Annotated in this window: 27 protein-coding genes, 1 pseudogene and 1 riboswitch; of the genes and pseudogenes, 11 read left to right on the top strand and 17 right to left on the bottom strand. The window is 60.6% G+C overall.

The window, feature by feature from the left end; all coding sequences use genetic code 11:
- Positions 1-11 precede the first annotated feature (11 nt).
- The 3 genes from HU773_RS23235 to HU773_RS23245 form a co-directional block, all read right to left on the bottom strand.
- Positions 12-1886: a DUF1302 domain-containing protein gene (locus tag HU773_RS23235; protein WP_057958477.1), complete on the bottom strand. Its 1875-nt coding sequence runs from the start codon at positions 1884-1886 to the stop codon at positions 12-14.
- Positions 1887-2221: 335 nt separating this feature from the next.
- The gene (locus tag HU773_RS23240) at positions 2222-3904 is read right to left on the bottom strand and encodes a fatty acid--CoA ligase (RefSeq protein ID WP_057438159.1); all 1683 of its coding nucleotides are present in this window, start codon (positions 3902-3904) and stop codon (positions 2222-2224) included.
- Between the two features lie 147 nt (positions 3905-4051).
- Positions 4052-4681 carry a LysE family translocator gene (locus HU773_RS23245; protein ID WP_057438156.1) on the bottom strand — a complete coding sequence of 210 codons (630 nt, stop codon included), beginning with the start codon at positions 4679-4681 and terminating at the stop codon, positions 4052-4054.
- A gap of 84 nt (positions 4682-4765) precedes the next feature.
- Between HU773_RS23245 and HU773_RS23250 the strand changes: the two genes are divergently transcribed.
- From HU773_RS23250 to HU773_RS23260, 3 genes are all read left to right on the top strand, one after another.
- Positions 4766-5731, top strand: a complete 966-nt coding sequence (locus tag HU773_RS23250; protein ID WP_128592808.1) for a 2-hydroxyacid dehydrogenase — start codon at positions 4766-4768, stop codon at positions 5729-5731.
- Between the two features lie 31 nt (positions 5732-5762).
- Complete coding sequence (locus HU773_RS23255) at positions 5763-6761, top strand: methyltransferase (RefSeq protein ID WP_057958474.1); 999 nt, start codon at positions 5763-5765, stop codon at positions 6759-6761.
- Between the two features lie 50 nt (positions 6762-6811).
- Positions 6812-6933, top strand: a riboswitch (yybP-ykoY riboswitch).
- Between the two features lie 88 nt (positions 6934-7021).
- Positions 7022-7606, top strand: a complete 585-nt coding sequence (locus tag HU773_RS23260; RefSeq protein ID WP_057438151.1) for a TMEM165/GDT1 family protein — start codon at positions 7022-7024, stop codon at positions 7604-7606.
- 126 nt (positions 7607-7732) lie between these two features.
- On the opposite strand, the gene HU773_RS23265 is transcribed toward HU773_RS23260, so the two are convergent.
- Positions 7733-8551: a M48 family metallopeptidase gene (locus HU773_RS23265; protein ID WP_057958473.1), complete on the bottom strand. Its 819-nt coding sequence runs from the start codon at positions 8549-8551 to the stop codon at positions 7733-7735.
- 1305 nt (positions 8552-9856) lie between these two features.
- On the opposite strand from HU773_RS23265, the pseudogene HU773_RS27900 reads away from it, so the two are divergent.
- Both HU773_RS27900 and HU773_RS27905 read left to right on the top strand, forming a co-directional pair.
- Positions 9857-10051, top strand: a pseudogene (locus HU773_RS27900) (HAMP domain-containing protein); the annotation flags it as partial.
- A gap of 114 nt (positions 10052-10165) precedes the next feature.
- Positions 10166-10909, top strand: a complete 744-nt coding sequence (locus HU773_RS27905; protein WP_390897828.1) for a methyl-accepting chemotaxis protein — start codon at positions 10166-10168, stop codon at positions 10907-10909.
- A 130-nt stretch (positions 10910-11039) separates the two neighbouring features.
- Here the strand turns inward: HU773_RS27905 and HU773_RS23275 are convergent, their stop codons facing one another.
- The 3 genes from HU773_RS23275 to HU773_RS23285 are packed head-to-tail and all read right to left on the bottom strand — an operon-like array spanning position 11040 to position 12151.
- Positions 11040-11660 (bottom strand): SOS response-associated peptidase, encoded by a 621-nt coding sequence (locus tag HU773_RS23275; RefSeq protein ID WP_057438144.1) that lies wholly within the window; start codon positions 11658-11660, stop codon positions 11040-11042.
- Between the two features lie 36 nt (positions 11661-11696).
- Entirely contained in the window at positions 11697-11957 is a 261-nt protein-coding gene (locus tag HU773_RS23280; RefSeq protein WP_057444473.1) for a putative signal transducing protein, read from the bottom strand.
- A gap of 11 nt (positions 11958-11968) precedes the next feature.
- Positions 11969-12151 (bottom strand): CPXCG motif-containing cysteine-rich protein, encoded by a 183-nt coding sequence (locus HU773_RS23285; protein WP_057438139.1) that lies wholly within the window; start codon positions 12149-12151, stop codon positions 11969-11971.
- Positions 12152-12295: 144 nt separating this feature from the next.
- Here HU773_RS23285 and HU773_RS23290 point away from each other — a divergent pair, with 144 nt between their 5' ends.
- A complete protein-coding gene (locus HU773_RS23290) occupies positions 12296-13459 on the top strand; it encodes a 1-acyl-sn-glycerol-3-phosphate acyltransferase (RefSeq protein ID WP_186625286.1) in 1164 nt (387 codons plus the stop codon).
- Positions 13460-13594: 135 nt separating this feature from the next.
- Here HU773_RS23290 and HU773_RS23295 read toward each other — a convergent pair whose 3' ends face one another.
- The gene (locus HU773_RS23295) at positions 13595-13852 is read right to left on the bottom strand and encodes a hypothetical protein (protein WP_057958469.1); all 258 of its coding nucleotides are present in this window, start codon (positions 13850-13852) and stop codon (positions 13595-13597) included.
- Between the two features lie 184 nt (positions 13853-14036).
- Between HU773_RS23295 and HU773_RS23300 the strand changes: the two genes are divergently transcribed.
- Complete coding sequence (locus HU773_RS23300; protein WP_008434269.1) at positions 14037-14246, top strand: hypothetical protein; 210 nt, start codon at positions 14037-14039, stop codon at positions 14244-14246.
- A 57-nt stretch (positions 14247-14303) separates the two neighbouring features.
- Here the strand turns inward: HU773_RS23300 and HU773_RS23305 are convergent, their stop codons facing one another.
- Positions 14304-14891, bottom strand: a complete 588-nt coding sequence (locus tag HU773_RS23305) for a YajG family lipoprotein (RefSeq protein WP_029291738.1) — start codon at positions 14889-14891, stop codon at positions 14304-14306.
- A 170-nt stretch (positions 14892-15061) separates the two neighbouring features.
- Between HU773_RS23305 and HU773_RS23310 the strand changes: the two genes are divergently transcribed.
- Both HU773_RS23310 and mqo read left to right on the top strand, forming a co-directional pair.
- On the top strand, positions 15062-15298 hold the full coding sequence (locus tag HU773_RS23310) for a hypothetical protein (protein WP_057958468.1): 237 nt from the start codon (positions 15062-15064) through the stop codon (positions 15296-15298).
- A 733-nt stretch (positions 15299-16031) separates the two neighbouring features.
- Positions 16032-17540 carry a malate dehydrogenase (quinone) gene (gene mqo, locus HU773_RS23315; RefSeq protein WP_057958467.1) on the top strand — a complete coding sequence of 503 codons (1509 nt, stop codon included), beginning with the start codon at positions 16032-16034 and terminating at the stop codon, positions 17538-17540.
- A 103-nt stretch (positions 17541-17643) separates the two neighbouring features.
- Here the strand turns inward: mqo and HU773_RS23320 are convergent, their stop codons facing one another.
- The 3 genes from HU773_RS23320 to HU773_RS23330 form a co-directional block, all read right to left on the bottom strand.
- Positions 17644-17931: a PA4642 family protein gene (locus HU773_RS23320; RefSeq protein WP_038443313.1), complete on the bottom strand. Its 288-nt coding sequence runs from the start codon at positions 17929-17931 to the stop codon at positions 17644-17646.
- A 204-nt stretch (positions 17932-18135) separates the two neighbouring features.
- On the bottom strand, positions 18136-18603 hold the full coding sequence (locus HU773_RS23325) for a WbuC family cupin fold metalloprotein (protein ID WP_057438127.1): 468 nt from the start codon (positions 18601-18603) through the stop codon (positions 18136-18138).
- Between the two features lie 3 nt (positions 18604-18606).
- Positions 18607-19164, bottom strand: a complete 558-nt coding sequence (locus tag HU773_RS23330; protein WP_057438125.1) for a hypoxanthine-guanine phosphoribosyltransferase — start codon at positions 19162-19164, stop codon at positions 18607-18609.
- A gap of 163 nt (positions 19165-19327) precedes the next feature.
- Between HU773_RS23330 and upp the strand changes: the two genes are divergently transcribed.
- Positions 19328-19966 carry a uracil phosphoribosyltransferase gene (upp, locus tag HU773_RS23335; RefSeq protein WP_029291751.1) on the top strand — a complete coding sequence of 213 codons (639 nt, stop codon included), beginning with the start codon at positions 19328-19330 and terminating at the stop codon, positions 19964-19966.
- A gap of 2 nt (positions 19967-19968) precedes the next feature.
- Positions 19969-21243 (top strand): uracil-xanthine permease family protein, encoded by a 1275-nt coding sequence (locus HU773_RS23340; protein ID WP_057958466.1) that lies wholly within the window; start codon positions 19969-19971, stop codon positions 21241-21243.
- 130 nt (positions 21244-21373) lie between these two features.
- Here HU773_RS23340 and hisC read toward each other — a convergent pair whose 3' ends face one another.
- From hisC to HU773_RS23365, 5 genes are all read right to left on the bottom strand, one after another.
- Positions 21374-22426 carry a histidinol-phosphate transaminase gene (gene hisC / locus HU773_RS23345; RefSeq protein ID WP_057438123.1) on the bottom strand — a complete coding sequence of 351 codons (1053 nt, stop codon included), beginning with the start codon at positions 22424-22426 and terminating at the stop codon, positions 21374-21376.
- A 3-nt stretch (positions 22427-22429) separates the two neighbouring features.
- Positions 22430-23746, bottom strand: a complete 1317-nt coding sequence (gene hisD, locus HU773_RS23350; protein ID WP_003188601.1) for a histidinol dehydrogenase — start codon at positions 23744-23746, stop codon at positions 22430-22432.
- 127 nt (positions 23747-23873) lie between these two features.
- Positions 23874-24509: an ATP phosphoribosyltransferase gene (gene hisG, locus HU773_RS23355; RefSeq protein WP_003188599.1), complete on the bottom strand. Its 636-nt coding sequence runs from the start codon at positions 24507-24509 to the stop codon at positions 23874-23876.
- A 156-nt stretch (positions 24510-24665) separates the two neighbouring features.
- Positions 24666-25931: a UDP-N-acetylglucosamine 1-carboxyvinyltransferase gene (gene murA / locus HU773_RS23360; protein WP_057438121.1), complete on the bottom strand. Its 1266-nt coding sequence runs from the start codon at positions 25929-25931 to the stop codon at positions 24666-24668.
- Positions 25932-25954: 23 nt separating this feature from the next.
- A complete protein-coding gene (locus tag HU773_RS23365; protein WP_010567702.1) occupies positions 25955-26194 on the bottom strand; it encodes a BolA family protein in 240 nt (79 codons plus the stop codon).
- Positions 26195-26300 lie beyond the last annotated feature (106 nt).

The following is a 26300-nucleotide window of genomic DNA, read 5'->3' on the forward strand; positions in this document are numbered from 1 at the left end:
ATGCAGTGTACTTAGAAGTTCGCGCCGAAACTCAGGGCCACGAAATCGCGGTCAACCGAGGTGTTGTAGTCGCCACCAAAGAAGTTGGTGTAGGCCAGGCTCGCCGTGTAGGTGTTCTGGTATTCCGCGTCCAGCCCCAGGCTCACCGCTTTGCGACCTTCTTCAAAGTTGCCGCCAGGACCTGGCGAGTAACCGTTCACATCATGGGACCACGCCACGTTAGGCTTGAGGTTCACGCCGGCGAAGACATCCGGGTATTCCCAGATTGCCCGGCCACGGTAGCCCCAGGAAGTGGCGGTAGTGAAGCCATCATTGTTGCAATTGGCAGTAAGGTTGCTGGCATCGGTGCCAGGTCCGGCACCGGCAATTGTTCCGCCGTTAAGCGTTGCACAAAGAGCGCCTTGCCCAGGGCCATACACCGGATCACGCCCGTAACGTGCTTTGTTACTGCTTTCCAGGCCACCGACGTGGGTCACGCCCACTTCACCGACCAACGTCAAGCGACTTGCTCCCATCACTTGATCGAAGAAGTGCGTAAAGGTCGTCTGGAACTGGGTAACTTCCTTACGCCGGTAGCCGTTCAGATCCTGGTCAGCAGAGCCTTTAAGTGGCGAAGCGTCCCCCAGGCCCAACAGCGGCGTTACGCCCGCATACAAAATATCGGTGGTATTGAGTTGCACTGGCGCATTCGGCCGATAGCTCAATTCACCACTCCAGGCGGTCCCTGTCGCCAGCGTGGTGGAGAAGCTCAAGCCATACAGCCGAATATCCTCCGGGTACTCGACAAAGTAGCTGGAGTTACCGGCCACAATGAGAGGACGCAACTGACTGGCGCCAGGTGTAAACGTCAATGCGTTAGCTGCTGCGTAGGTCGCAGCGGAGGCGCCCCTGGCGCTGAAAATCGGCGCACGGCTGTGATAGTTCATGAAATACGCGCCGAACTCAGTATCCAGCGGCTCAAAGTTGTAGTGCATCGCCACGCCGAACTGACCGCTATCACGTGCGTCGCGATCAGGGCCACGCTTGACCAGCACACCCTCCTCATTGATGTTCACGCCAAACGCGTTCATCAACGGCAAACCACCGCCCGCCGCGATCACTGAACGCTTGCTGAGCAAGCGCAAGTTATCGTTGCAGCCGTCAGCAATCACATCCGGCTGCGAGAAGAATGTCCCGCAGTTGTCGGTGATCGTCTGATCCCATTCCAACTGGTAGAACGCTTCTGCCGACAGGTTATCGGTCAAGGATTGCGACACGTAGAACATGTTGACCGGAATCAGGCCTTCCTTGATTTCGGCGCCCGGACGACGGAACGCAGACACGTCGATCGGGTTGACGGAGTTGATACCACCGCCAATGAAAGTACTTTCACCCCAGCTCACTACTTGCTTACCAAAACGCACCGAACCCGGCGCATCGGCAATGGAGTAGTTGTGGTAGATGAACGCATCGAGAATCTGCCCGCCGGAAGACTTGGCGCCCTCTTTGCGATTGTGGTCGCTGATGTCCTTGAACTCGCGGCCTTCATCCTTGAGTTCGAAGTCGTACCAGTATTTGCCACGCACGAATACACCGGTATCGCCGTACTTCAGTTCCAGGTCATGGATGCCCTTGAAGATCTTCGAGAACGTCTCCCCGCGCTTGAAGTTCAAGTGACCGTCATCGGAGGTCTGCGACAGCCCCTTGCCACCGTTGTTGACACCAATCAGGTCGCGATCGGGCTTGGCCGTGCTCCAGCTGGCCCCCACCGACAGGGACGAGTCGAAGCTGCCTTCGACCTCACCAATGTTGAAACTGACGCCGAATGCGGGCCCGGCGAGGGTCGAGGCAAGACTGACCGCCAGGGGTAATCTCGCCCGGCGCCAGAACTGATTTACTGAGGTCATCGACGCTACTCCATGTGCATTTTATTGTTATGGCAGTGAGCCTTTTCAAACACGCTTGTAACGGCCGGAATACAACGATTCCAATGCCAGACAGCCACCGGACCACCCAGGACCGCAGCGCCGCATCCTTGAAAAACTCTGGGAGGGACTATAGCCAGCAGGGGGTACCGCTTGATCCCTCTAAAGTGTGATTTGCATCACCAACCCGTCTGCGACAGCCCTTTCGCCATGTCAGCGAGGGCTGACGCAAAAGAGGATGGCTGAAATTCGGCAAATGACAAGGCGAAGGCTTGTAATAGAGCATTGCCGTGCCCGAACGGGCACGGCACAAGGGCTCAGAGCGTGGACAGGAAGGTGCTGTTATTGGCCTGCCATTCAATGATGTCGATACGGATACGTTTCTTGTCCAGCTTACCGACGCTGGTCTTGGGAATTTCCGTAACAATGGCAATCTGACTTGGAATTGCCCACTTGCTCAGGTGGCCCTGCTCGACATACGGCTTGAGGTGTTCCTTGAGTTCGCGGGCGCCAATCCCGTGGCCTTCACGGACCACCAACAGGGCAAACGGACGCTCGCCCCACTGCGGGTCGGCAATCCCGACCACCGCTACTTCGCGTACCGCCGGGTGACGGCTGACCAGGTCTTCAAGGGCCAGGGATGAAATCCACTCGCCGCCGGTCTTGATCACGTCCTTGATACGGTCGCGAATGTCGATCACACCGAAGGCATCGAGGGTGGCCACGTCGCCGGTGTGCATCCAGCCGCCTTCCCAGAGTTCGGCGCCCTTCTGCGGCTCGTTGAAATACCCCTCGCTGAGCCATGGCGCGCGCAGCACCAGTTCGCCCTGGGACTCGCCATCGGCCGGGAGGAAGTTGCCGTCCCCGTCGATGATCGCGGCTTCCACCAACGGCCCCGGCACACCGGCCTTGATCCGGTAGGTGGTGCGCTCGTCTTCGCTGCCGGCCATCAGTTCTTCGTTGAGGTGGGCACAGGACACCAGCGGGCCGGTCTCGGACATGCCATAGGCCGCTGTCAACTGGATGCCACGGGCCTTGGCTGCTTCATACAGCGAGCGGTTGAGGGCACTGCCGCCAATCACGATTTTCCACCCGCCAAAATCCACACCCTGGGCGGCCTTGGCGTTGAGCAGCATCTGCAGGATGGTCGGCACACAGTGGGAGAACGTGACCTTCTCTTTGCGCCACAACTCCACCAGGTATTCCGGGTCGTAGCGGCCGGGGTAGACCTGCTTGAGGCCGAGCATGGTCGCCACATATGGCAAGCCCCAGGCGTGGACGTGAAACATCGGCGTGATGGGCATGTACACATCGTTGGTGCCCAGCAGACGCACGCTGTCGACGCTGCCCATGATGGTCGCCACGCCGATGGTATGCAGCACCAGTTGGCGGTGGGTGAAATACACACCCTTGGGGTTACCGGTGGTACCGGTGGTGTAGAAGGTGGTAGCCACCGAATGCTCGTCGAAGTCCTCGAAGGTGTAGTGCGTGCTGGCAGCGGCCAATAGCGTTTCGTACTCGCCTACCAGGTTGGGCAGATCGGCGGTTTTCTCGTCGCCATCGGTCAGCAGCAGGGTTTTGTCGACGGTGGTCAATTGGCCGGCAATGGCCTGGTACAGGCCGACGAACTCGCTGTTGACCAGCACAAAGCGGTCCTCGGCGTGGTTCATCGTGTAGAGGATCTGCTCTGGCGACAGGCGCACGTTGATGGTGTGAATCACCGCGCCAATCATCGGAATGGCGAACATGCATTCCAGGTAACGGTGGCTGTCCCAGTCCATCACGGCCACGGTATCACCGGCCTTGACCCCGGCTGCGGTCAGCACATTGGCCAGGCGAGCGACGCGTTCAATCAGGGTGGGGTAGGTGTAGCGCAGCTTGTCGCGGTAGACGATTTCCCGGGTTTTCTCGTAGCGCGCACCCGACATCAACAGGCGCTTGATCAACAGCGGGTATTGGTAGGCGCCTTCGGCGGGCGGGATAACACGAGTCTGCAACATACGAATCCCTTTTTATGACTGCACGGTCTTGGCTAAAGGATTTGCACTGTAGAGACCTTGCACGCCGGCCAAATCAGCCGAAGGAATGATTTGCAGAGCCGGATGAATGCTAGCTTTGCGCCAGCATTCATTCAGCCAGCGGCACCTTTAGCGCTCGGTGAGGGCCACTTTCACACCAATGGCAATCAGCACCGCACCCATGCTCCGATCAAACCAATGGCCCATGCGCGCAAACCCGGCGCGCACGCGCTGTTGGCTGAACAACATGGCCACCATGCAGAACCACAGGGCGGTAGCCACGGCCAGGTACAGGCCATAACCGGCCTGGATTGCCAGCGGCGTGTGGGGGTTGATCACCACGGTGAACAGCGACAGGAAAAACAGCGTGGCCTTGGGGTTCAGGCCATTGGTCACAAAGCCCGAGGTAAAGGCGCCGCGGGCACTGCGCTCGCCCACTTCGCGGTGCAAGTCTTCTTCACTGGCAGGCTTGGCCGGCTGCGCCCGCAGGGCTTTGAAGCCGATATACAACAGGTAGGCCGCCGCCGCCCATTTCAAGGCGTTGAACAGCACGATGGACTGGGACACGATCAAACCGATACCGAGCAACGAGTAGCCAACGTGAAGGAAAATCGCCGAACCGACGCCCAACGCCGTCCAAGTGCCGGCACGCCGGCCATGGGTCACGCTCTCGCGTACCACCACGGCAAAGTCCGGCCCGGGGCTGGCCACGGCCAGCAGGTGAATCAACGCCACGGTCAAAAACTCGGTGAGGTACATGCACACTCCAAGAAGTAACTGATTATTTCATCTGGTAGGCTCGGCAGATTACGCCTTCGAACCCTGTCGCAAAAGGTACAGTTGATGACGAACAATCGCCGCGCCGTCTTCCTTGATCACCCTTCCCTGGACCAGGGGGACCTTGACCTCAGCGGGTTGCGGGAGACCTTCAGCGACTTGCAGTTGTGCGAACAGACCTCGGCCGATCAAGTGGTCGAGCGCCTGCAAGGCGCCCAGGTAGCGATCAGTAACAAGATCCTGATCAACGCCCAGACGATGGCCGCCTGCCCTGACCTGAAACTGATCCTGATCGCCGCCACCGGCACCAACAACGTCGACCTGGCCGCCGCCCGCACCCAGGGCATTACCGTGAGTAACTGCCAGGGTTACGGCACGCCGTCAGTGGCGCAACACACGATCATGCTGCTGCTCAACCTCGCCACGCGCCTGAAGGACTATCAAAAAGACGTCGATGCCGGGCTGTGGCAGCAAGCCAAGCAGTTCTGCCTGCTGGACTACCCGATTGTCGAGCTGGAAGGCAAAACCCTGGGTTTACTGGGCCATGGCGAACTGGGCGGCGCCGTCGCGCGTCTGGCTGAAGCCTTTGGCATGCGCGTAGTGCTGGGCGCCATCCCCGGTCGCCCGCCCCGCGCAGATCGGGTGCCACTGGACGAACTGCTGCCGCAGATCGACGCCCTGACCCTGCATTGCCCGCTCAACGAACATACGCGGCACTTTATCGGCGCCCGCGAACTGGCGCTGCTCAAGCCGGGCGCGTTCGTGGTCAACACCGCACGCGGTGGCCTGATTGATGAACAGGCCTTGGCAGACGCCCTGCGCGGCGGTCATCTGGGGGGCGCGGCCACCGATGTGCTGAGCGTCGAACCGCCGACCGCCGGCAACCCGCTGCTGGCGAGCGACATCCCACGGCTGATCATCACCCCACACAGTGCGTGGGGCAGTCGCGAAGCGCGGCAACGGATCGTCGGCCAATTGACCGAAAACGCCCGGGGCTTTTTCAGCGGAGCACCGCAGCGCGTCGTCAGTTGATAAACTGCGCTCCTTTTTCAGGGAGCAGACCATGGATCCGCGCAGTGAAGTACTGCTTCGTCAGGCCGAACTTTTTCAAGGCAATGTGTTACTGGCCGGCCTGCCCGCCGACGACCTGCTGGGCCGCCTGCCCAATGCCCATGGCTGGTGCTGGCATGCGGGCGATCAGGCGGCGCTGGATGCGCGGTTTGCCGAGCGCAGCCATTTCGGGGTGAATGTACCGCAGCGTGCCTTCGACACAGCCGTGGTATTCCTGCCCAAGTCCAAGGACCTCGCCGACTACATCCTCAAGGCTGTGGCGGCACGGCTGTCGGGCGCCGAGTTGTACCTGGTGGGCGAAAAACGCGGCGGCATCGAAAGCGCCGCCAAACAACTGAACGCCTTCGGCAAACCACGCAAGCTCGACAATGCGCGGCACTGCCAGCTGTGGCTGGCCACCGTGGCCGACGCCCCGGCAGCCCCCGACCTGGCAAGCCTGGCCGAGGTCTTTGAAGTGCCACTGGCCGACGGGCCGCTCAAGGTCGTCAGCTTGCCCGGCGTGTTCAGCCATGGCCGCCTGGATCGCGGCACCGCGCTTTTGCTCGAACACCTGGACAAGCTGCCCAGCGGTCATCTGCTGGACTTCGGCTGTGGCGCCGGCGTGCTCGGCGCGGCGGTCAAGCGGCGCTATCCGCACAACACCGTGACGCTGCTCGACGTGGACGCCTTCGCCACCGCCAGCAGTCGCCTGACCCTGGAGGCCAATGGCCTGGAAGGCGAAGTGCTGACCGGTGATGGCATCGACGCCGCGCCCATGGGCCTGGATGCGATTCTGAGCAACCCGCCGTTCCATGTCGGGGTGCATACGGATTATTTCGCTACGGAAAACCTGCTGCGAAAAGCACGCCAACATCTGAAAAACGGTGGCGAACTTCGGCTAGTTGCCAACAGCTTCCTGAAGTACCAACCACTGATCGAAGAGCATCTGGGCGTGTGCGCAGTCAAGGCCGAGGGCCAGGGTTTTCGCATCTACCGTGCCAAGCGCGGCTGACGGGCGTTTGAAAAAGAACGCTTGCCGAATGGATTTTGCCAAGGCAGAATCCGCTCCGTCCTAGGGGAGTAGTCTCCCACGAGCAACATGCTCGTCCGGCATACGTCAACATACTTGGTCAGCAGACCATGGCGTATGCGACCCAGGAGTCCGCACAGACGGACCGGGGTTTGACAAGACCTATGACACGCACACCTTACCCGGGGCGGGAAGGCTGTACGTGTCATAGCCGTGTCGACCCGCCCCTGGAAACCTACCTGATGCTGGATTCACTCCTCGTTCCTACCGCAATCGTTGCCTTGGCCGAAATCGGCGACAAGACGCAATTGCTCGCGCTCATCCTCGCCGCACGCTTTCGCAAACCCTGGCCGATCATCGCCGGCATCATCGCCGCGACCCTGGCCAACCACGCCGCCGCCGGTGCCGTGGGTGCCTGGTTTGGCAGTTTCTTCTCGGATGCGGTGTTGCACTGGATACTCGCTGCGAGCTTCTGCGCCACGGCCCTGTGGACCCTGGTGCCGGACAAGCTCGACGATGACGAGGCCAGTACTTCACGCAAGTTCGGGCCGTTCCTGACCACGCTGATTGCGTTCTTCATCGCAGAAATCGGGGACAAGACGCAGATCGCCACGGTGATGCTGGCGGCGCAATACCCGGAGTTGTGGCTGGTGATTATCGGTACCACCCTGGGCATGCTGATTGCCAACGTGCCGGTGGTTCTGGCAGGTAATTTCGCCGCGGAGAAACTACCGCTGACCCTGATTCGGCGCCTGGCGGCCTCGGCGTTCTTTATCCTGGCGCTGGTGGCGGTGTACAAGGCCATGCAAAGCAGCGGCTGGTTGTAACCCTTTGCAAATGTGGGAGCTGGCTTGCCTGCGATAGCGCTGTATCAGTCACGTATTAATTAACTGAACCACCGCTATCGCGAGCAAGCCCGCTCCCAGCTTTGGATCGTCACAAGGCCTGGATTATCAGGACTTCTTGGCCTGCTGGTACAACGGCATCACCTTGGGAATCGCCGCCTGCAACGAGGCGATCCGGCTGCTGGAGGCCGGGTGGGTGCTCATGAACTCAGGCGGTGCGCCTTCGGAGGCCTTGGCCATTTTGTTCCAGAGCGTGATGGCCGCGTTCGGGTTGTAACCGGCGCGGGCCGAGAGTTCCAGGCCGATCAGGTCGGCTTCGTTCTCGTTGCTGCGGCTGTTGGGCAAGGTCATGCCGTAGTTGGCCACGGTATCGGCCAGCGCCATGCTGTCCTGGCCCAGGCCCAACAATGCGCCGGCGCCCTGCTTGGCCATCTCGATGCCGTAGGCCTTGGACATGGCTTCGCGGCCATGTTCACGCAGGGCGTGGGCAATTTCATGGCCCATGACCGCCGCCAGCTCATCATCGGTCAACTTGAGGGTGTCGATCAGCCCGCTGTAGACAAATATCTTGCCGCCAGGCCCGCAGTTGGCGTTCATCTCGTCGCTTTTGATCAGGTTCACTTCCCACTTCCACTGCGCCGCATCCGGACGGAAGGTGGGAGCCTGGGCGATCAGGCGCTTGGCGATAGCCTGCACACGTTTGGCGTTGGTGCTGGTCTTGTCCAGCAGGCCCTTGCCACTGGCTTCGCCAAGGGTCTGCTGGTACGACTGCGCGTACATCTGGTCGACTTCCTGGCTCGACAGCATGCTGAACATGTACTGCTTGCGCTCCACACCCACGGCGCCGCCACTGGTGGTGTTGACCGACTGGCAACCGGCGAGCAGCAAGGCTGCGCTCAATGCCGTTACCGCCAAATATTTTTTCATGCGCCTTCTCCCTGAAATTATGGCGCATATCCTAGGCCCTCCCTTGTATCTGCGCCAGATACACCTGACGCATAACCGCTGATTTCAGACATCCCCCACGCCCACAACCATTCTATAAACGACACCCCTGATTCTTTTACAGGGCAGCACCTCATGTCTGCAGCGCCTGTGGCCGATATAAGAAAACAGATGATGCCCTAAGCGCCCGGAGCTTCCATGAAATTCAAGTCGATTCAGTTTTCTGTTGCGGCATTGGCCGGGGCCATCGTGCTGAGCGTCGTGGCGGCCCTGGTGCTGTACGCGCTGTTCGCCGGCGCACGGACCCAGGACATGGTGCAGGCACGCACCCAGGCGCAATTCGAGCAGATCATCGAGCAACGGCTCACGGCACTCGCCCACACTCAAGCCACACTGATCCAGCGCGAACTGGAAGCGCCACTGGTGACCGCCAAAGGCCTGGCCACCACCAACGCACTGATGGGCATGAAAGACGCAAACGGCGGCGCCCCATTGCAGGTCAGCCGCGAACAACTGATCAACCTGCTGCACGAAACCGTGGTGCGCAACCCGAAAGTCCTCGGCTCCTATATCGCCTGGGAACCCAATGCCATCGACCACAACGACGCCAACTACCTGAACACCGCCGTGGTTGGCATAGAGCCCACAAACGGGCGCTTTATGCCCTGGTGGTTCCGCAATCAGGACGGCAGCCTGGGCCTGGAAAAACTCGCCGACCTGACCGACCAGAAAATTCTCTCCACCGGCATCCGCGCCAGTGAGTACTACCTCTGCTCCAAGGAAACCCAAAAACCCTGCGTCATCGACCCCGCGCCCTATCGCGTAGGCAATACCACGGTGATGCTGGCCTCGTTTATCGAGCCGATCATGATCGACGCAAAGTTCCAGGGCATCGTCGGCGCCGATCTGTCGGTTAACTTCATCCAGGAAATGCTGACCGCTGCCGACCAGAAGCTGTACAACGGTGCCGGCGAAATGGCGCTGATTTCCAACAATGGCCGCCTGGTCGCCTATACCAAGGACGCCAGCAAGCTGGGAGAGAAAGCCAGCGACCTGTTCGACAAAAATACAATCGATCACCTCAACCAGCCGAACGTCGGCGAAGTCCGCTACGACGTCGACCAGGCCCAGGGGCTGATCGAGTTGTTCCTGCCCTTCAACATCGGCCAGACCGATGCGCGCTGGACCTTGATGCTGCAACTGCCGTTGGGCACGGTGATGGCCGACTTGCAAGCGCTGCAGGGCGACCTGGACGCCCAGCGCAAAACCGATATCTTCGGCATGACCATGGTTGGTCTGGTGATTGCCGGCATCGGCCTGCTGGTGATCTGGCTGGTGGGGCATGGCATTGCCCGGCCGCTCAAGCAGATGGTGGCGATGCTCAATGACATCGCCCAGGGCGAAGGCGATTTGACACGCCGCCTGACCAGTGACCGCGCCGACGAACTGGGCGCGATTGCCGCCGGCTTCAATACCTTTCTGATCAAGCTGCAGGGCATGATTACCCAGGTGGTCAGTTCGGTGCAGAAAGTCAGCGATTCGTCGGAACACACCGCCGACATCGCCATCCGCACCAACCTCGGGGTGCACAAGCAAATGGTCGAGATCGACCAGGTCGCCACCGCCGTGCACGAGATGACCGCCACCGCCCAGGACGTGGCCCGCAATGCCACCCAGGCCGCACAAGCCGCCACCCATGCCGACCAGGCTGCGAGCCAGGGCATGCAGATTGTGCGCGACACCTCCACGTCCATCGGCGCCCTGGCCCTGGAGATCGGCAAGGCAGTGGGCGTGGTCCAGACCCTGGCCAAGGACAGCGAGAACATCAATGCCATCCTGATTGCCATCCGCGGCATTGCCGAGCAGACCAACCTGCTGGCCCTCAACGCCGCCATCGAAGCTGCACGGGCTGGCGAACAGGGCCGGGGCTTTGCGGTAGTGGCCGACGAGGTGCGCAACCTGGCGCAGAAAACCCAGAAGGCCACCGAAGAAATCCAGGCCATGATCCAGCAATTGCAGCAAGGCACGCGGGACGTGGTACGGGTCATGGAAGACAGCCAGCAGCGTACCGATGAAAGCGTGCAGCACGCGGCCAAGGCGGCCCAGGCCCTGGAGACCATCACCCAGGCCGTGTCGGTGATCAATGACATGAACACGCAGATTGCCAGTGCGGCAGAGGAACAGAGTGCGGTGGCCGAGGACATCAACCGCAATGTGATCAATATCGGCCAGGTGGCCAATGAGGTGGCGGGCGGTGCCGATGAGTCCAGTGCTGCCAGTGCGGGGCTGACCCAGTTGGCGGAGCAGCAGCGGCGGTTGATCAATCAGTTCAAGGTATAAAGGTTTCAGTGGCCTTCAGGGCCGTATCGCAGGCAAACCAGCGCCCACATTTGAAGGTATTCACACGTCAAAATGTGGGAGCTGGCTTGCCTGCGATGGCGCCAGCGAATCCCCCACTCAACCCCCAGCCTCAACCCGGGGTCAAACACTCCGGCCCATTGAGCTTCGGATCATTGACCATGTTAGCCAGCACCCGCTCACGCAACGCCGCCGGCTCACCGGCCAGCAACCCCTGCAACACATGCAACGGCGTCTCGGGATCGAGCCAGGCTTCCTGCCCCGCCGCATCCAGAATCAGCGGCCGGCGCTGGCTCTGCGCGGCCTGGGTCACCACTGCCGCGCTCAACCACACCTGCTCCTGCACCGGATAAGCCTCCCAGATCGCCGCAAAGAACAGCGTCGAGCCCTCCCCCGGCGTGAGCCAGTACGGCCGCTTGCGCTGGGTGCCACGCCATTCATAAAAGCCATTGGCTGGCAGCAGGCAGCGGCGCAGGCGAAAGGCCTCGCGAAACATCGGTTGTTCGGCCAGGGTTTCGGCGCGGGCATGGGCCGGGGTGCGGGACAGATCAGTCAACCAGGGGGGCGTCAGCCCCCAGCGGGCCCGCGCCAGGGTGCGCTGGCCGTCGGTAGCGCGCTGGATCAGCACCGAATCATTGGGAGAAATATTCCACTGGGCCTGTTGATCCGCCGGGAACCCCGGCAAGGCAGCGAAGGCGGGGTTCCAGCGAAACAGGGCATAACGTCCACACATGGGGCAACACGACTCTTGGGTAAACCGAACGACAGCCTAACAGACCAGCACGTCGGGGTAGCTGTCGGGTTCATCGCCGGGTAGCGGTTGGGCGCCGATATAGGCGGTAATCAACTCGCGGGCTTCACCAGCCTGGTCGTTCTCCACTTCCAGGCCCAACAGGCCGAAGATCGGCAGTTCACCCGTACCACCCAGCAGATGGCGCCCCACCAGATGGGCGTCGATACCTTCGCTGGCGAGCATTTGCTGCAGCAACTCGCCCTCCATCAGGTTTTCCGGTTCGTAGATTCGTTGCATGGCTGCCCCCCTTATTCATTCTCGCTGCGCACTTCGAGCATCCATTCCTCGCCGTGGACCTGCAGGTAGAAATTGATCGGCCGACAGCACACCTGGCAGTCCTCTATATAGTTCTGGTCACCGCCGGACAAATCCACAGATGTCTCGACCTCTTCACCACAATAAGGACAATCGTACAGCGCAGGTTCTAGCATCGCGGTCTCTCCCAGGTGACTTGTGCGTATAATCGCCGGTCTATTTGCAGGGCTTTTTCGTTTGATGCCATTTGTTCAGACCTGCCCTGTCACTTATCGATCCAAACCTTTACTTACCCTAGCCGTTTCTAACAAGAGAGCATGATGGGCGAATTCGATACCATCCGACCTTACAACGACAGCGAAGTCCCGGCAGTACTGGCCCGGCTGTTCAGTGACAAGGCCTTTCTGGACATCCTGACCCACTTTCGCTTCCCGCGCTTTGCCGGCGCCTTCGGCTGGCTGCTCAAGCCGCTGATCGCCCAGAAGCTGCGCCGTGAGTTCGCCGGTGTGACCACCGTCGCCACCTTGCAGGACAAAGTCGAGTTTTACGTCGACCACACCATCGACCGGGCGACCGACGGCGTCACCTATACCGGGGTCGAACAGCTCAAGTCCGGTACGGCCTATGTTTTCCTGGCCAACCACCGCGATATCGTGATGGACCCGGCCTTCGTCAACTATGCGGTGTACCACGCCGGCCTGCCAACACCGCGCATTGCCATCGGTGACAACCTGCTGCAGAAGCCGTTTGTCAGCGATCTGATGCGCCTGAACAAGAGTTTTATCGTACATCGCTCCATTACCGGGCGACGCGAGAAGATGGCGGCGTACCAACTGCTGTCGGCCTACATCAACCATTCGATCCGTAACGACTGCCAGTCGATCTGGATTGCCCAGGCCGAAGGCCGCGCCAAGGATGGGGATGATCGCACTGAGTCGGCGATCCTCAAGATGTTCCATATGAGCCGCAAGGATGAGCCGTTTGCTGACGTCATCCTGTCGCTGAACCTGACGCCGGTGTCCATCAGCTACGAATACGACCCGTGCGACGCGGCCAAGGCGCGCGAACTGTATATCCGCGCCACCACCGGCACCTACGCCAAAGCGCCAGGTGAAGATGACGTGAGCATTGCCCTGGGCATCACGGGCTACAAGGGCCGGGTCCACGTCAACTTCGCGCCGCCGATTGTCGAGCGTTTTGAAGACACCAAACAGTTGGCCATCGAGATGGACCGACAGATTCTGGGGGGCTACCGGTTATTTCCCGTGCATTACCTGGCCTACGCACAATGGAGCGACGCCGACCCGCAATTGCAGGTGCCGACGGCTGCCGAGGTGTTCCCGGCGGACGAGTTGGCCAAGGCGAAAGCAGAGTGGGAGCGACGCTTGATTGCCTGCCCGGCGGAGCACCGACCGTATCTGGTGCTGCAATATGCGATGCCGGTGCGTAATCAGTATCGGGTTAAAGCAGGGATTGTCCTGTAAGCCAATAGCGTGAACAACACACAACACAATGTGGGAGCGGGCTTGCCCGCGATGGTGGTGGGTCAGTTGATAACTATTTGACTGACACACCGCTATTGCGAGCAAGCCCGCTCCCACAGTGGTTTTGGGGTATTTTTACAATTGAGTGCTGAGCCAGGAGATCACTAGCGCCAGCCCGATACAGGCAAACCCGAGGCGGTAGCCCAGGCGATGACGGCGCTCGGTACGCACATCCAGAAACAGCATCGGCTGGTCGATTGCCCGCCCTTCACTTTGCGCGGCAAGTTGGGCCATCGCCCGCTGCTCCCGCAGGCGGGTCACAAACAGCAGCCCGGCGCCGGGGCAGGCAATCAACAATGCAGTGGTATTTAGCAGTAATGCCGGCAGCGACATCAAAAAACCTCGGTGTAACAGTGACCGGGTGTCCATCCAGATACAAACCTGAACGGACTGCGCCCTCCTGCGCATCACAGCTCCCTCCCCCATTGACGACTACTGTATCGAGTAATTTACAGCGTCACCTGAACGTCACCTTAACAAGCCACTCTGTTGCCCTTCGCACACAAGGGAGCTTGTCATGTTGCACGCGCAGAACCAGGATCGGCTGTATCTGATCGCCCCCAGCGATGAGCAAGAGGCGCTGGTCGGCGGCCTGGCGTTCAATGTCCAGGACCGGCACTGGCTGGTGTATTGCGCCCTCGGCGGGCACCAACATGCCGACCTGCCGGAGCTGGACCTGCTCACAGGCGTGAGTGTGCTGGACTTTTATGTCGAAACGGCGGCATGAAGAGCGCAGACACAAAAAAGCCGGGCCCGTAACGGGGCCCGGCTTTTTTACAGCTGATTATTGCGAGCTGAGGATCTGGCCGATGCTTGGATCCTTGAACAGACGCGTCAGGGCGTCACTCAACACGTCGCTGACCAGCTTGGTGTTGGTTTCCTGGTTCGGCGCCATGCCGAAGCGCTGGTCCAGGGACGCACCGTAACGGCCGCTGTAGCGACGGTTGCCGGCCGACACATCAGAGCGGAAGGTCGCACCGATGGTGGCTTCGGTCACGTACAGGCCTTCCTTGGGCGACTGATACTTCAGCTCTGCCAGGGTCACGGTCAGTTGCGGCGCGCCAGGCGAGTTGCTGGTCGGGGTGAAGCCCAGCAGGCGCACAGCCGCTTCGGCCTGGGCTTGCAGCTTGGGCAGCACGTCGGCGCCGGTCACCGTGATGGCGCTGGTTTCCGGGTACAGGCCACCGCGGGTGCCCAGGGTCGGCGACGGACGACCGTCAACCACCCGCACCGAGACCGGCTGGCCATGGCCTACAGGCGCCAGCTGGGTGGTGAGCTTGGGTTGCGGGCTGAGTTGCTGCGGGCTGTGGGCGCAGCCAACCAGGGTCAAGCTGGTCACAGTGATCAAACCGAACAACAGGCGTTGCAACATGCTTTTCTCTCCAGAAATCAGGTACCGACAGCCGAGCAGTATAGCGGTGCGCCGCTGCCGGGAACTAGCGTCAGTTACAACCTCAGACACAGGCCCGCCGGCTGCGGTTCAGTGTCACCGATATGTCATGCTGGGCTGGCATGCTTGGCCCCATTATCAGGAGGCCCACCATGTTCGACTTTCTCTGGCGCTTATTCGCACGCAAGCCCGCCTTTCGACACTTTGCCCTGCTCGACGCGCAAGGTCGTTGCCAGGCATTCAAGCACTGCAGCCAGCCACCGGTGGGTGGAGGCTGGGTCGAAGTCGAGGAGATCCGCTTGAGCTGGATGCACCAGCCACTGCCCGCCCGCGCCCGCATCAGCCCGCGCCGCGCACGGTCATCACACCGCCTGCCGTTGACCGCCTGACCGAAGCGCTAATAAAAGTCATAAAACACGTCCATTTCCCTGCAGTTCTTCGCTACAATCTCCCCCCGATTATAAGGACGTCTCCTGATCGGGCCTCGCAGCATCGCTAATGCTCCGGTATTAGCTCCCCCGCACCGCCCACAGAGAGCCGCCCACACAGATCGAGTGAAGCTGGCGAGCTGGCTGTTTTGTCTGCAAACCTGCGCCTTTACCGAATCTGCCAGAGCTGCCATTGCGCTCGGCCACTTGAGTTGTTTGCCCGTTATGCCGCGTGTCGGCAGTGATTTCGGGCCAGGTGCCAGGCTGGGGCAGCCCTTTTTTGAGGTTCACGTCTTCAAAAGAGCGTGAAAAAAACGGGTTTTCACAACTTCACAAGAGTGTGGCGAGCAAATGAATAGTTTTGCGTTTGTACAAGCACCATCAACGTCTGGCACTGCCCAACCACACAGGACCGAGTACTCCTCAAAAACCGGAGCTTGAAGCCTGTCCGCTACGGATTTGGTTGCACGATCGGACGTACTTGACCATAAGTCGAATTGCCACAGGGGCCCTTAAATGCGTTCATATGCAGATAAGGCCTGGTCGGCAGCGTCCGCTGAAGTTGCAAAAAAATTGCGAAGAATCGGACATGGCGATCCTGGCCATGGGTAACCTGGGGCATTACGTGAACCGCCCCGTCACTCCTGGCAGCCATGCCGTCAATTTGGTGCTGCAGATTTTGGAGACGCGTTAAATGGCGCATAACGAAGCAGTCGACGTAGTACTGGTAGGTGCGGGCATCATGAGTGCCACCCTCGCCGTACTGCTCAAGGAGCTCGACCCCGGCCTCAAGCTGGAAGTCGTTGAGCTGATGGATTCGGGTGCCGCGGAGAGTTCCAACCCGTGGAACAATGCCGGTACCGGTCACGCCGGGCTGTGCGAGCTGAACTACACCCCGCAGGCGGGTGATGGCTCCATCGACATCAAGAAAGCCGTGCACATCAACACCCAGTTCGAGGTGTCGAAGCAGTTCTGGGCGTACCTGACCAAAAAAGGCACCTTTGGCTCGTCAAAGTCCTTTATCAGCCCCGTGCCGCACCTGAGCTTCGTGCAGGGCGAAAAAGGCGTGTCGTTCCTCAAGAAACGCTTTGAAACCCTCAGCCAGCACCACGCGTTCTCGGATATGCACTACACCGAAGACCGTGCAGAAATGGCCGAGTGGATGCCGCTGATGATGCCGGGCCGCCCGGCCGACGAGAAAATCGCCGCGACCCGCGTGATGAACGGTACCGACGTCAACTTCGGCGCCCTGACCAACCAATTGCTCGCGCACCTGAGCAGCTCGGCAGATGCCCACGTCAAGTACAGCAAGCGCGTTACCGGCCTCAAGCGCAATGGCGCCGGCTGGACCGTGAGCATCAAGGACGTCAACAGCGGCAACACACGCAATGTCGACGCCAAGTTCGTGTTCCTCGGCGCCGGCGGCGCGGCCCTGCCGCTGCTGCAAGCCTCGGGCATTGAAGAAAGCAAAGGTTTCGGCGGCTTCCCGGTCAGCGGCCAGTGGCTGCGTTGCGACAACCCGGAAGTGGTCAAGCTGCACCAGGCCAAGGTCTACAGCCAGGCCGCCGTGGGTTCGCCGCCGATGTCGGTGCCGCACCTGGACACCCGCGTGGTGGATGGCAAGAAATCCCTGCTGTTCGGGCCATACGCTGGCTTCACCACCAAGTTCCTCAAGTTCGGCTCGTTCCTTGACCTGCCCATGTCGATTCGCCTCGGCAATATCGGCCCGATGCTGGCCGTGGCCCGGGACAACATGGACCTGACCAAGTACCTGGTCAGCGAAGTGATGCAGTCCATGGAGCAGCGCCTGGAATCCCTGCGCCGCTTCTATCCCGAAGCCAAAGCCGAGGACTGGCGCCTGGAAGTGGCTGGTCAACGGGTGCAGATCATCAAGAAGGATCCGAAGAAAGGCGGCGTGCTGCAATTCGGTACCGAGTTGGTCGCGGCCAAAGACGGTTCGCTGGCGGCGCTGCTAGGTGCGTCCCCAGGGGCTTCGGTGACTGTTTCGATCATGCTGGAACTGATCGAACGCTGCTTCCCGGCCCAGGCGGCCGGTGAATGGGCGGCCAAGTTGCAGGAAATCTTCCCGGCCCGGGAAAAAGTCCTGGAAACCGATGCCGAGCTGTATCGCAAGATCAGCGTGCAGAACAACATCAGCCTGGAACTGGTTGAGCAAGGTAGCGAGGCCGAAAGCTACGCTTGAGGTCGTGACGCGTAGCGTCACCGGATGCATTCCCACGCAGAGCGTGGGAACGATCGCCCCGCTCTCGTGCTGAGAACGGGGCGTTTTTTTATGTCCTGGCTATTCAGCCGCGAGCGATTTTGATCAGCTCGATGTACTCGTCCGCGTTGCGCTGGTCCTTGATCAGATCGACGAAGGTCTGGCCATGCTCGTCCTTGCCGTCGAGGTCCAGCCCGGCTTCCTTGAAAAAGCCCAGGAACCGCTCGAAATCGTCGATGCGCAGGCCGCGATAGGCTTTGATCAGCTTGTGCAGGGACGGTGAAGTGGCGTCGACCGGTTCAAAATCCAGGAACAGCTTGATCTGATCGTCGCCGATCTCGTCACCAATCACTTGTTTCTTATCTTTACGCATTGCCGACTCCAGCCTGCAGACATGTACACGGGGGTAGAAGTCTACCTGCGGGACACAAGGTTCGGAAGCCACGAAGCTCTAATGTGGGAGCGGGCTTGCCCGCGATGGCGGTGGGTCAGTCGAATATATCTAACCTGACACTCCGCCATCGCGGGCGAGCCCGCTACCACACAAACCCCACCCACCTTTTTTCCGCTGCCAGGTTCAATCGAACTGGGCCAGCATCCAGCGATGATACTCAGCCATGCCGGCTTCGCCTTCCCGGGGTGCCCAGGTCGCCAGTTCGCCCTCGCCCACCGGGCGATAAGGGCCTGCCTTGCACTCGAACATCACCGTATCTGGCTCAAGCACCACCAGACCGTGGAAAACCCCTGGCGACAGATCAACGCCCTGGCAATCGCCACCGGCCTGCAAGATGCGCCGCTCCAGAACCGCGCCAGACTCGCTGAAAATCAAAATACCCAGGCGCCCCTTGAGTACCAGCAGGGTCTCGGCCTTGTCAGCGGTGAGATGACGATGGGGCTGCACATAGGTGTGTGGCTGCAAACCGACAGCCATGCGATGGCACGGCTCTTCCATTTGGTGGAAGTTGACGTTCTGCCGGCCACGGGGGTTGGCGGCGGCTTTCTCGGCCAATTCGGCAAACAGCGACTGATCAAGAAAACGCGCCACGACTTACATCCCCTTCACAGCAAAGATGCCATTGGCATTGCGCCAGTAGCCTTTGTAATCCATGCCGTAACCGAAGATGTAGCGGTCGATGCACGGCAGGCCGACGTAATTGGCCTTCAGGTCCGGGCGGGCCTTGCGGTCGTGGTCTTTGTCGATCAGCACGGCGGTGTGCACGTTGCGCGCGCCGGCGTGTTTGCAGAAGTCGACAATCGCGCCCAGGGTGTGACCTTCGTCGAGGATGTCGTCGATGATCAAGACGTCGCGGTCGATGAACGACACTTCCGGCTTGGCTTTCCAGAACAGGTCGCCGCCACTGGTTTCATTACGATAGCGCGTGGCGTGCAGGTAGGACGCTTCCAGCGGGAATTGCAGATGCGTCAGCAATTTGCCGGCGAAAATAAGACCACCGTTCATCACACAGAACACCACCGGGTTGGTTTCAGCCATTTCACGGGTGATGTGCGCGCCGACCTTGGCGATAGCCTCTTCGACTTGTGCTTCGGTGTACAGGCAGTCAGCCTCGCGCATGATTTGACGGATATGCTCGAGATCAGCGGACATGGCGCTCTCCAGGGGTACTGTGGCAAGAAAAGCGGGCGAAGGTACGCCTCTGGGACGCAACGTTCAAGCCTTTATGGACTAACGTACTGGTTGTCTATAGGACAACACCCTCGGATAGATTAATCTAGGCCGGTTTTTTTGCCCGCCGCCGGAGCCTTTCCCCATGCCCATCCGTGAGATCCGCCACCCGCTGATCCGACACAAGCTCGGCCTTATGCGCCGCGCCGACATTAGCACGAAGAACTTCCGTGAGCTTGCTCAGGAAGTCGGAGCGTTGCTCACCTACGAAGCCACCAAAGATTTACCCCTGGAAAACTACGAGATCCCCGGTTGGTGCGGTCCCGTCCAGGTCGAGAAAATCGCTGGCAAGAAAATTACCGTGGTGCCGATCCTGCGCGCCGGTATCGGCATGCTTGAAGGCGTGCTGAGCCTGATCCCGGGCGCCAAGGTCAGCGCTGTGGGCGTAGCCCGCAACGAAGAAACCCTGCAGGCCCACACCTACCTGGAAAAACTCGTCCCCGAGATCGACGAGCGCCTGGCGATGATCATCGACCCGATGCTGGCCACCGGTAGCTCCATGGTCGCTACCATCGACCTGCTGAAGAAAGCCGGTTGCAAGGATATCCGCGCCATGGTGCTGGTAGCGGCACCCGAAGGTATCGCCGCCGTAGAAAAAGCTCACCCGGATGTAGTGATTTACACCGCGTCCATTGATGAGCGCCTGAACGAGCACGGCTACATCATTCCGGGCCTGGGCGATGCTGGCGACAAGATCTTCGGCACCAAGCAGAAGGACGCGTGAACATGCAGGATGAATTCAACGACCCGCTTTGGCGCCAGATCCTGTCTGGCGCACAAATGCTCTTCGTAGCATTTGGCGCGCTGGTGTTGATGCCGCTGATCACAGGTCTTGATCCAAACGTTGCACTGTTTACCGCAGGCCTTGGCACGTTGTTGTTCCAGATTGTCACCGGGCGCCAAGTGCCGGTGTTCCTGGCATCGAGCTTTGCGTTTATCACCCCAATCATTCTCGCCAAGGGCCAGTTCGGCCTCGCGGCGACCATGGGCGGGGTGATGGCGGCGGGTTTCGTCTACACCTTCCTCGGCCTCGCCGTGAAGATCAAGGGCACCGGTTTTATCGACCGGCTGCTGCCGCCCGTGGTGATCGGGCCGGTGATCATCTCCATCGGCCTGGCCATGGCGCCGATTGCCGCGAACATGGCAATGGGCAAGTCGGGTGACGGTGCCGAGTTGATCCCTTACCAGACGGCAATGCTGATCTCGATGCCGGCGCTGCTGACCACGCTGATCGTGGCCGTGTTCGGCAAGGGCATTTTCCGCCTGGTGCCGATCATTGCCGGGGTGCTGGTGGGTTTTGGCATGTCGTTCTACTTCGGCGTGGTCGACACCGCAAAGATCGCCGCCGCACCGTGGTTTGCCCTGCCCCACTTCACCGCGCCAGAATTCAACTGGCAGGCGATTCTGTTCATCGTCCCGGTGGCCCTGGCGCCGGCCATTGAACACATCGGCGGCGTGATTGCCGTGGGTAGCGTGACCGGTCGTGACTACCTGAAAAAGCCCGGCCTGCATCGCACGCTGTTGGGCGACGGTATCGCCACCACCACGGCTGGCCTGTTCGGCGGCCCGCCCAACACCACTTACGCCGAAGTGACCGGCGCGGTGATGCTGACCAAGAACTACAACCCGAAGATCATGACCTGGGCGGCGGTATTTGCCATCACCCTGGCCTTTGTCGGTAAGTTCGGCGCGCTGCTGCAGAGCATTCCGGTGCCGGTGATGGGCGGGATTCTGTGCCTGTTGTTCGGCTCGATTGCCGCGGTGGGGATGAACACCCTGATCCGTCACAAGATCGACCTGGGGGAGGCGCGCAATCTGGTGATTGTGTCGGTGACCCTGGTGTTCGGGATTGGCGGTGTGCTGATCGGCACCGGTACCGGTCCCGATGATTTCGGCCTGAAGGGCATCGCCCTGTGCGCCGTGGTAGCGATTGGTTTGAACCTGCTGCTGCCGGGCAATGATGGCTGGAAGCACAAGAAGCCGGACGAGCCGTTGCTCTAAAGGCTACGGAGTGTCGGTGTTGCTGATGGCCTCATCGCGGGCAAGCCCGGCTCCCACATTGGAATGCATTTCCATGTGGGAGCCGGGCTTGCCCGCGATGAGGCCCGTCCAGCCCATATAGATTCAAGCCTTAAAGATCACCCAAACCATCAATCAACGCCTGGTTCTGCTCAGGCGTCCCGATGCTGATTCGCAGGAACTGGGCAATCCGCTCCTGCTTGAAGTGCCGCACGATCACCCCTTGCTCCCGCAACTTGGCCGCCAGGCCGGCCGCGTCGTGCCGTGGGTGGCGGGCAAAGATGAAGTTGGCCGCTGACGGCAACACCTCAAAGCCCTTCTCTCGCAACTGCGCCACAAGCGTCTCGCGGCTATCGATCACCAGTTGACAGGTCTTCTCGAAGTATTCACGGTCTTCGAAGGCCGCCGCCGCGCCGACAATCGCCAGGCGATCCAGTGGATAGGAGTTGAAGCTGTTCTTGACCCGCTCCAGCGCCTCGATCAGGTCCGGGTGGCCCACCGCCAGGCCTACCCGCAAACCGGCCAGTGAGCGCGATTTGGAGAGGGTCTGGGTCACCAGCAGGTTGGGGTAGCGGTCCACCAGGCTGATGGCGGTTTCGCCGCCGAAGTCGATATAGGCTTCATCGACCACCACCACCGAATCCGGGCTGGCCTTGAGGAGCTGCTCCACCGCGTCCAGCGCCATCACGCAGCCGGTCGGCGCGTTCGGGTTGGGGAAGATGATCCCGCCATTAGGCTTGGCGTAGTCCGCCACGCGGATCTGGAACTGCTCATCCAGCGGCACCGGGGCCGAGGTGATGCCATACAGCCCGCAGTACACCGGGTAGAAGCTGTAGCTGATATCCGGGAACAGCAGTGGCAGGTCGTGCTGGAACAGACCGTGGAAGATATGCGCCAGGACTTCGTCGGAACCGTTACCGAGGAATACCTTGCTCCCATCCACCCCGTAGTACTTGGCCACGGCCTGCTTGAGCAGGTCGCTGTTGGGGTCGGGGTACAAACGCAGGTTGTCGTTCAACTCGGCCTGCATCGCTGCCAGCGCCTTGGGCGACGGGCCGTAGGGGTTTTCATTGGTGTTGAGCTTGACCAGCTTGGTCAGCTTCGGCTGCTCGCCGGGCACGTAAGGCACGAGGTCCTTGACGAAAGGGCTCCAGAATTTGCTCATGTCTTACTCTCCCTTGACGATGCGGTATTCGGCGCTGCGGGCGTGCGCGCTCAACGATTCACCACGGGCCAGCACCGAGGCGGTCTTGCCCAGCTCGGAAGCACCTTGTGGCGAGCAAAAGATGATCGACGAGCGCTTCTGGAAGTCATACACCCCCAGCGGCGACGAGAATCGCGCTGTACCGGAGGTCGGCAACACGTGGTTGGGGCCCGCGCAGTAGTCGCCCAGGGCTTCGCTGGTGTGGCGGCCCATGAAGATCGCACCGGCGTGACGAATCGACGGCAGCCAGGCCTGTGGGTCGGCCACCGACAGTTCCAAATGCTCGGGGGCGATGCGGTTGGCCACTTCGATGGCCTGCTCCATGTCACGCACCAGGATCAACGCACCCCGGCCATTGATCGACTTCTCGATAATCTCGGCACGCTCCATGGTCGGCAGCAGCTTATTGATGCTCGCCGCCACCTTGTCGAGGAACTCGGCGTCGGGGCTGACCAGGATCGCCTGGGCGTCTTCGTCGTGCTCGGCCTGGGAGAACAGGTCCATGGCAATCCAGTCCGGATCGGTCTGGCCGTCGCACACCACGAGGATTTCCGAGGGGCCAGCGATCATGTCGATACCGACCTGGCCAAACACATGGCGCTTGGCAGTGGCAACGTAGATGTTGCCGGGGCCGACCACCTTGTCGACTTTCGGCACGCTTTCGGTGCCATAGGCCAACGCGGCGACGGCCTGGGCCCCCCCGATGGTGAACACTCGGTCAACGCCGGCGATGCAGGCAGCGGCCAGCACCAGTTCGTTGATTTCACCGCGCGGGGTCGGGACCACCATGACCACCTCGGTCACACCCGCCACTTTGGCGGGAATGGCATTCATCAGCACCGACGACGGGTATGAAGCCTTGCCGCCCGGCACGTACAGGCCGGCGCGGTCCAGCGGTGTGACTTTCTGGCCCAGCACCGTGCCATCGGCTTCGGTGTAGCTCCAGGAGTCCTGTTTCTGTTTTTCGTGGTAGCTGCGCACCCGCGCCGCTGCGACTTCCAGGGCTTCGCGCTGCGGCGCGGTGATGCGCGTCAGGGCCAGTTCCAGGCGTTCGCGGGGCAGGATCAGATCGGCCATGGACTTGACGTCCAGGCCGTCGAACTGGCGGGTAAAGTCCACCAGCGCCGCATCGCCGCGCTCGCGCACGGCCTTGATGATGTCGAGCACCCGCTGGTTGACCGAATCGTCGGACACACTTTCCCAGCTCAGCAGATGATCCAGATGATGGGCGAAATCCGGGTCGGCAGCGTTGAGTCGGGCAATTGCAGTGGACGTGGTCATAGCGAGGGCCTCAATAGAATTGGCAAAAACTCAGGCGCCCTAAACTAGCAGTCGTTTCCGCTTGGGCACCTGAGAATTCTGGCTATGAGGCGGATAGACGGGCGCGACCTAGGGCCGCGCAGGTGAGTCAACCGCGGTGTCGAGACTCCACTGCCTTGCGCAGGGTGTCGATCAACGCCTGGATCCGGGCGTGTTGCATTTTCATCGAAGCTTTGTTGACGATCAGGCGAGAGCTGATGTCAGCGATAAAGTCCTGGGGTTCCAGGCCATTGGCGCGCAGGGTGTTGCCGGTGTCGACCACGTCGATGATCTTGTCGGCCAGGCCGATCAGCGGCGCCAGCTCCATCGAGCCGTAGAGCTTGATGATATCGACCTGACGGCCTTGCTCGGCGTAATAACGCTTGGCGACGTTGACGAACTTGGTGGCCACCCGCAGGCGGCCTTTTGGCTCGACGTCACCGACACGGCCGGCGGTCATCAGCTTGCACAGGGCGATACGCAGGTCCAGCGGCTCGTACAGGCCCTGGCCGCCGTATTCCATCAGCACGTCTTTACCGGCGACACCGAGGTCGGCGGCGCCATGTTCAACGTAGGTCGGCACGTCGGTAGCACGCACGATCAACAGGCGAACGTCGTCCTGGGTCGTGGGGATGATCAGCTTGCGGCTCTTGTCCGGATTCTCGGTCGGCACGATGCCCGCTTCAGCCAGAAGCGGCAAAGTATCGTCAAGGATGCGGCCCTTGGACAGTGCGATGGTCAACATGGGAAACGTCAATCCTTCATCAGGCTATTGCTGTCCGGTCGCAAATGGCGCCAGACACAGATCGAGGCCATTACAGCCTCGATTTGAAACAAATTCAGCCGAGGCGTGCCTGTGCACACCTCGGGCGGGCGCTTCCCTGCGCCCGAGCAGTGGGGGTTAGCCCGGTACGCGGCGGATTTTCGCGCCAAGCATCTGCAGTTTTTCTTCGATGCACTCGTAGCCACGATCTATGTGGTAGATGCGATCGATCAGGGTGTCACCGTCAGCGCACAACGCCGAAATCACCAGGCTGGCCGAAGCCCGCAGGTCGGTGGCCATCACTGGCGCGCCCTTGAGCTGCTCGATACCGGTGACGATGGCAGTGTTGCCTTCGACCTGGATCTTGGCGCCCATGCGGTGCAGTTCGTACACGTGCATGAAGCGGTTTTCGAAGATGGTCTCGATGACCGCACCAGTGCCTTCGGCAATCGCGTTCAGGGAAATGAACTGCGCCTGCATGTCGGTCGGGAACGCCGGGTACGGAGCGGTACGCACGTTGACGGCTTTTGGCCGCTTGCCGTGCATGTCCAGCTCGATCCAGTCTTCGCCGGTGGTGATTTCGGCACCGGCTTCGCGCAGCTTTTCCAGGACCGCTTCAAGGATGGTCGGATCGGTGTCCTTGACCTTGACGCGACCACCGGTCACGGCAGCCGCAACCAGGTAGGTACCGGTCTCGATACGGTCCGGCATCACTTTGTAGGTGGCCGAGTGCAGGCGTTTCACACCGTCGATGGTGATGGTGTCGGTGCCGGCGCCAGTGATGTTGGCACCCATGGCGATCAGGAAGTTGGCCAGGTCGACCACTTCCGGCTCGCGCGCGGCGTTTTGCAGGACGCTGCGGCCATTGGCCAGGGCAGCGGCCATCATGATGTTCTCGGTACCGGTCACGCTGACGGTATCAAAGAAGAAGTTTGCACCACGCAGGCCGCCTTCCGGCGCCTTGGCCTTGATGTAGCCACCTTCGACGTCGATGGTCGCACCCATGGCTTCAAGACCACGGATGTGCAGGTCCACCGGACGCGAACCAATGGCGCAACCGCCAGGCAGTGCCACTTCGGCTTCGCCGAAACGGGCAACCATCGGACCCAGTACCAGGATCGAGGCACGCATGGTTTTCACCAGTTCGTACGGTGCGATCAGGGTCTTGATGGTGCGCGGGTCGATTTCGACCGACAGCTTCTCGTCGATCACCGGCTCAATGCCCATGCGACCGAACAGCTCGATCATGGTGGTGATGTCGTGCAGGTGCGGCAGGTTGGCTACGGTAACCGGGCCATCGCACAGCAAGGTGGCGGCCAGGATCGGCAAGGCCGAGTTTTTAGCCCCGGAGATACGGATTTCGCCATCAAGACGGGCACCGCCGGTAATAATCAATTTATCCATAAGAATCTCGACGCCTTGGGGGCTCAGGTGCGCTCGGCCCAGGCCGCGCGGCTGAAAAATTTCATAGTGACCGCATGGATGCTGCCATCGGTGATCCACGGGTTCAAATGGGCATAGATCTGCTGCTGACGCTTGACCGGGCTCAATGCCGCCAGTTCATCGCTAATCACGTTCAGCTGGAAATTGCAGCCTTCGCCTTCAACTGCAACCTCAGTATTCGGCAGCTTTCCTTCAAGGAAGCTTTTAACTTCTAGGGCCTGCATGCTCAACCTCTATCGGCGCCAAGTGCGCGCGGGTCGCACATCATACAAAAAAGCCCCGCGCCTGCGAACCCCGCATAGCAGGACTCTGACGGGGGGCTTCTTCAAT

The sequence above is a fragment of the Pseudomonas shahriarae genome (assembly GCF_014268455.2).
Lineage (GTDB): Bacteria > Pseudomonadota > Gammaproteobacteria > Pseudomonadales > Pseudomonadaceae > Aquipseudomonas > Aquipseudomonas shahriarae.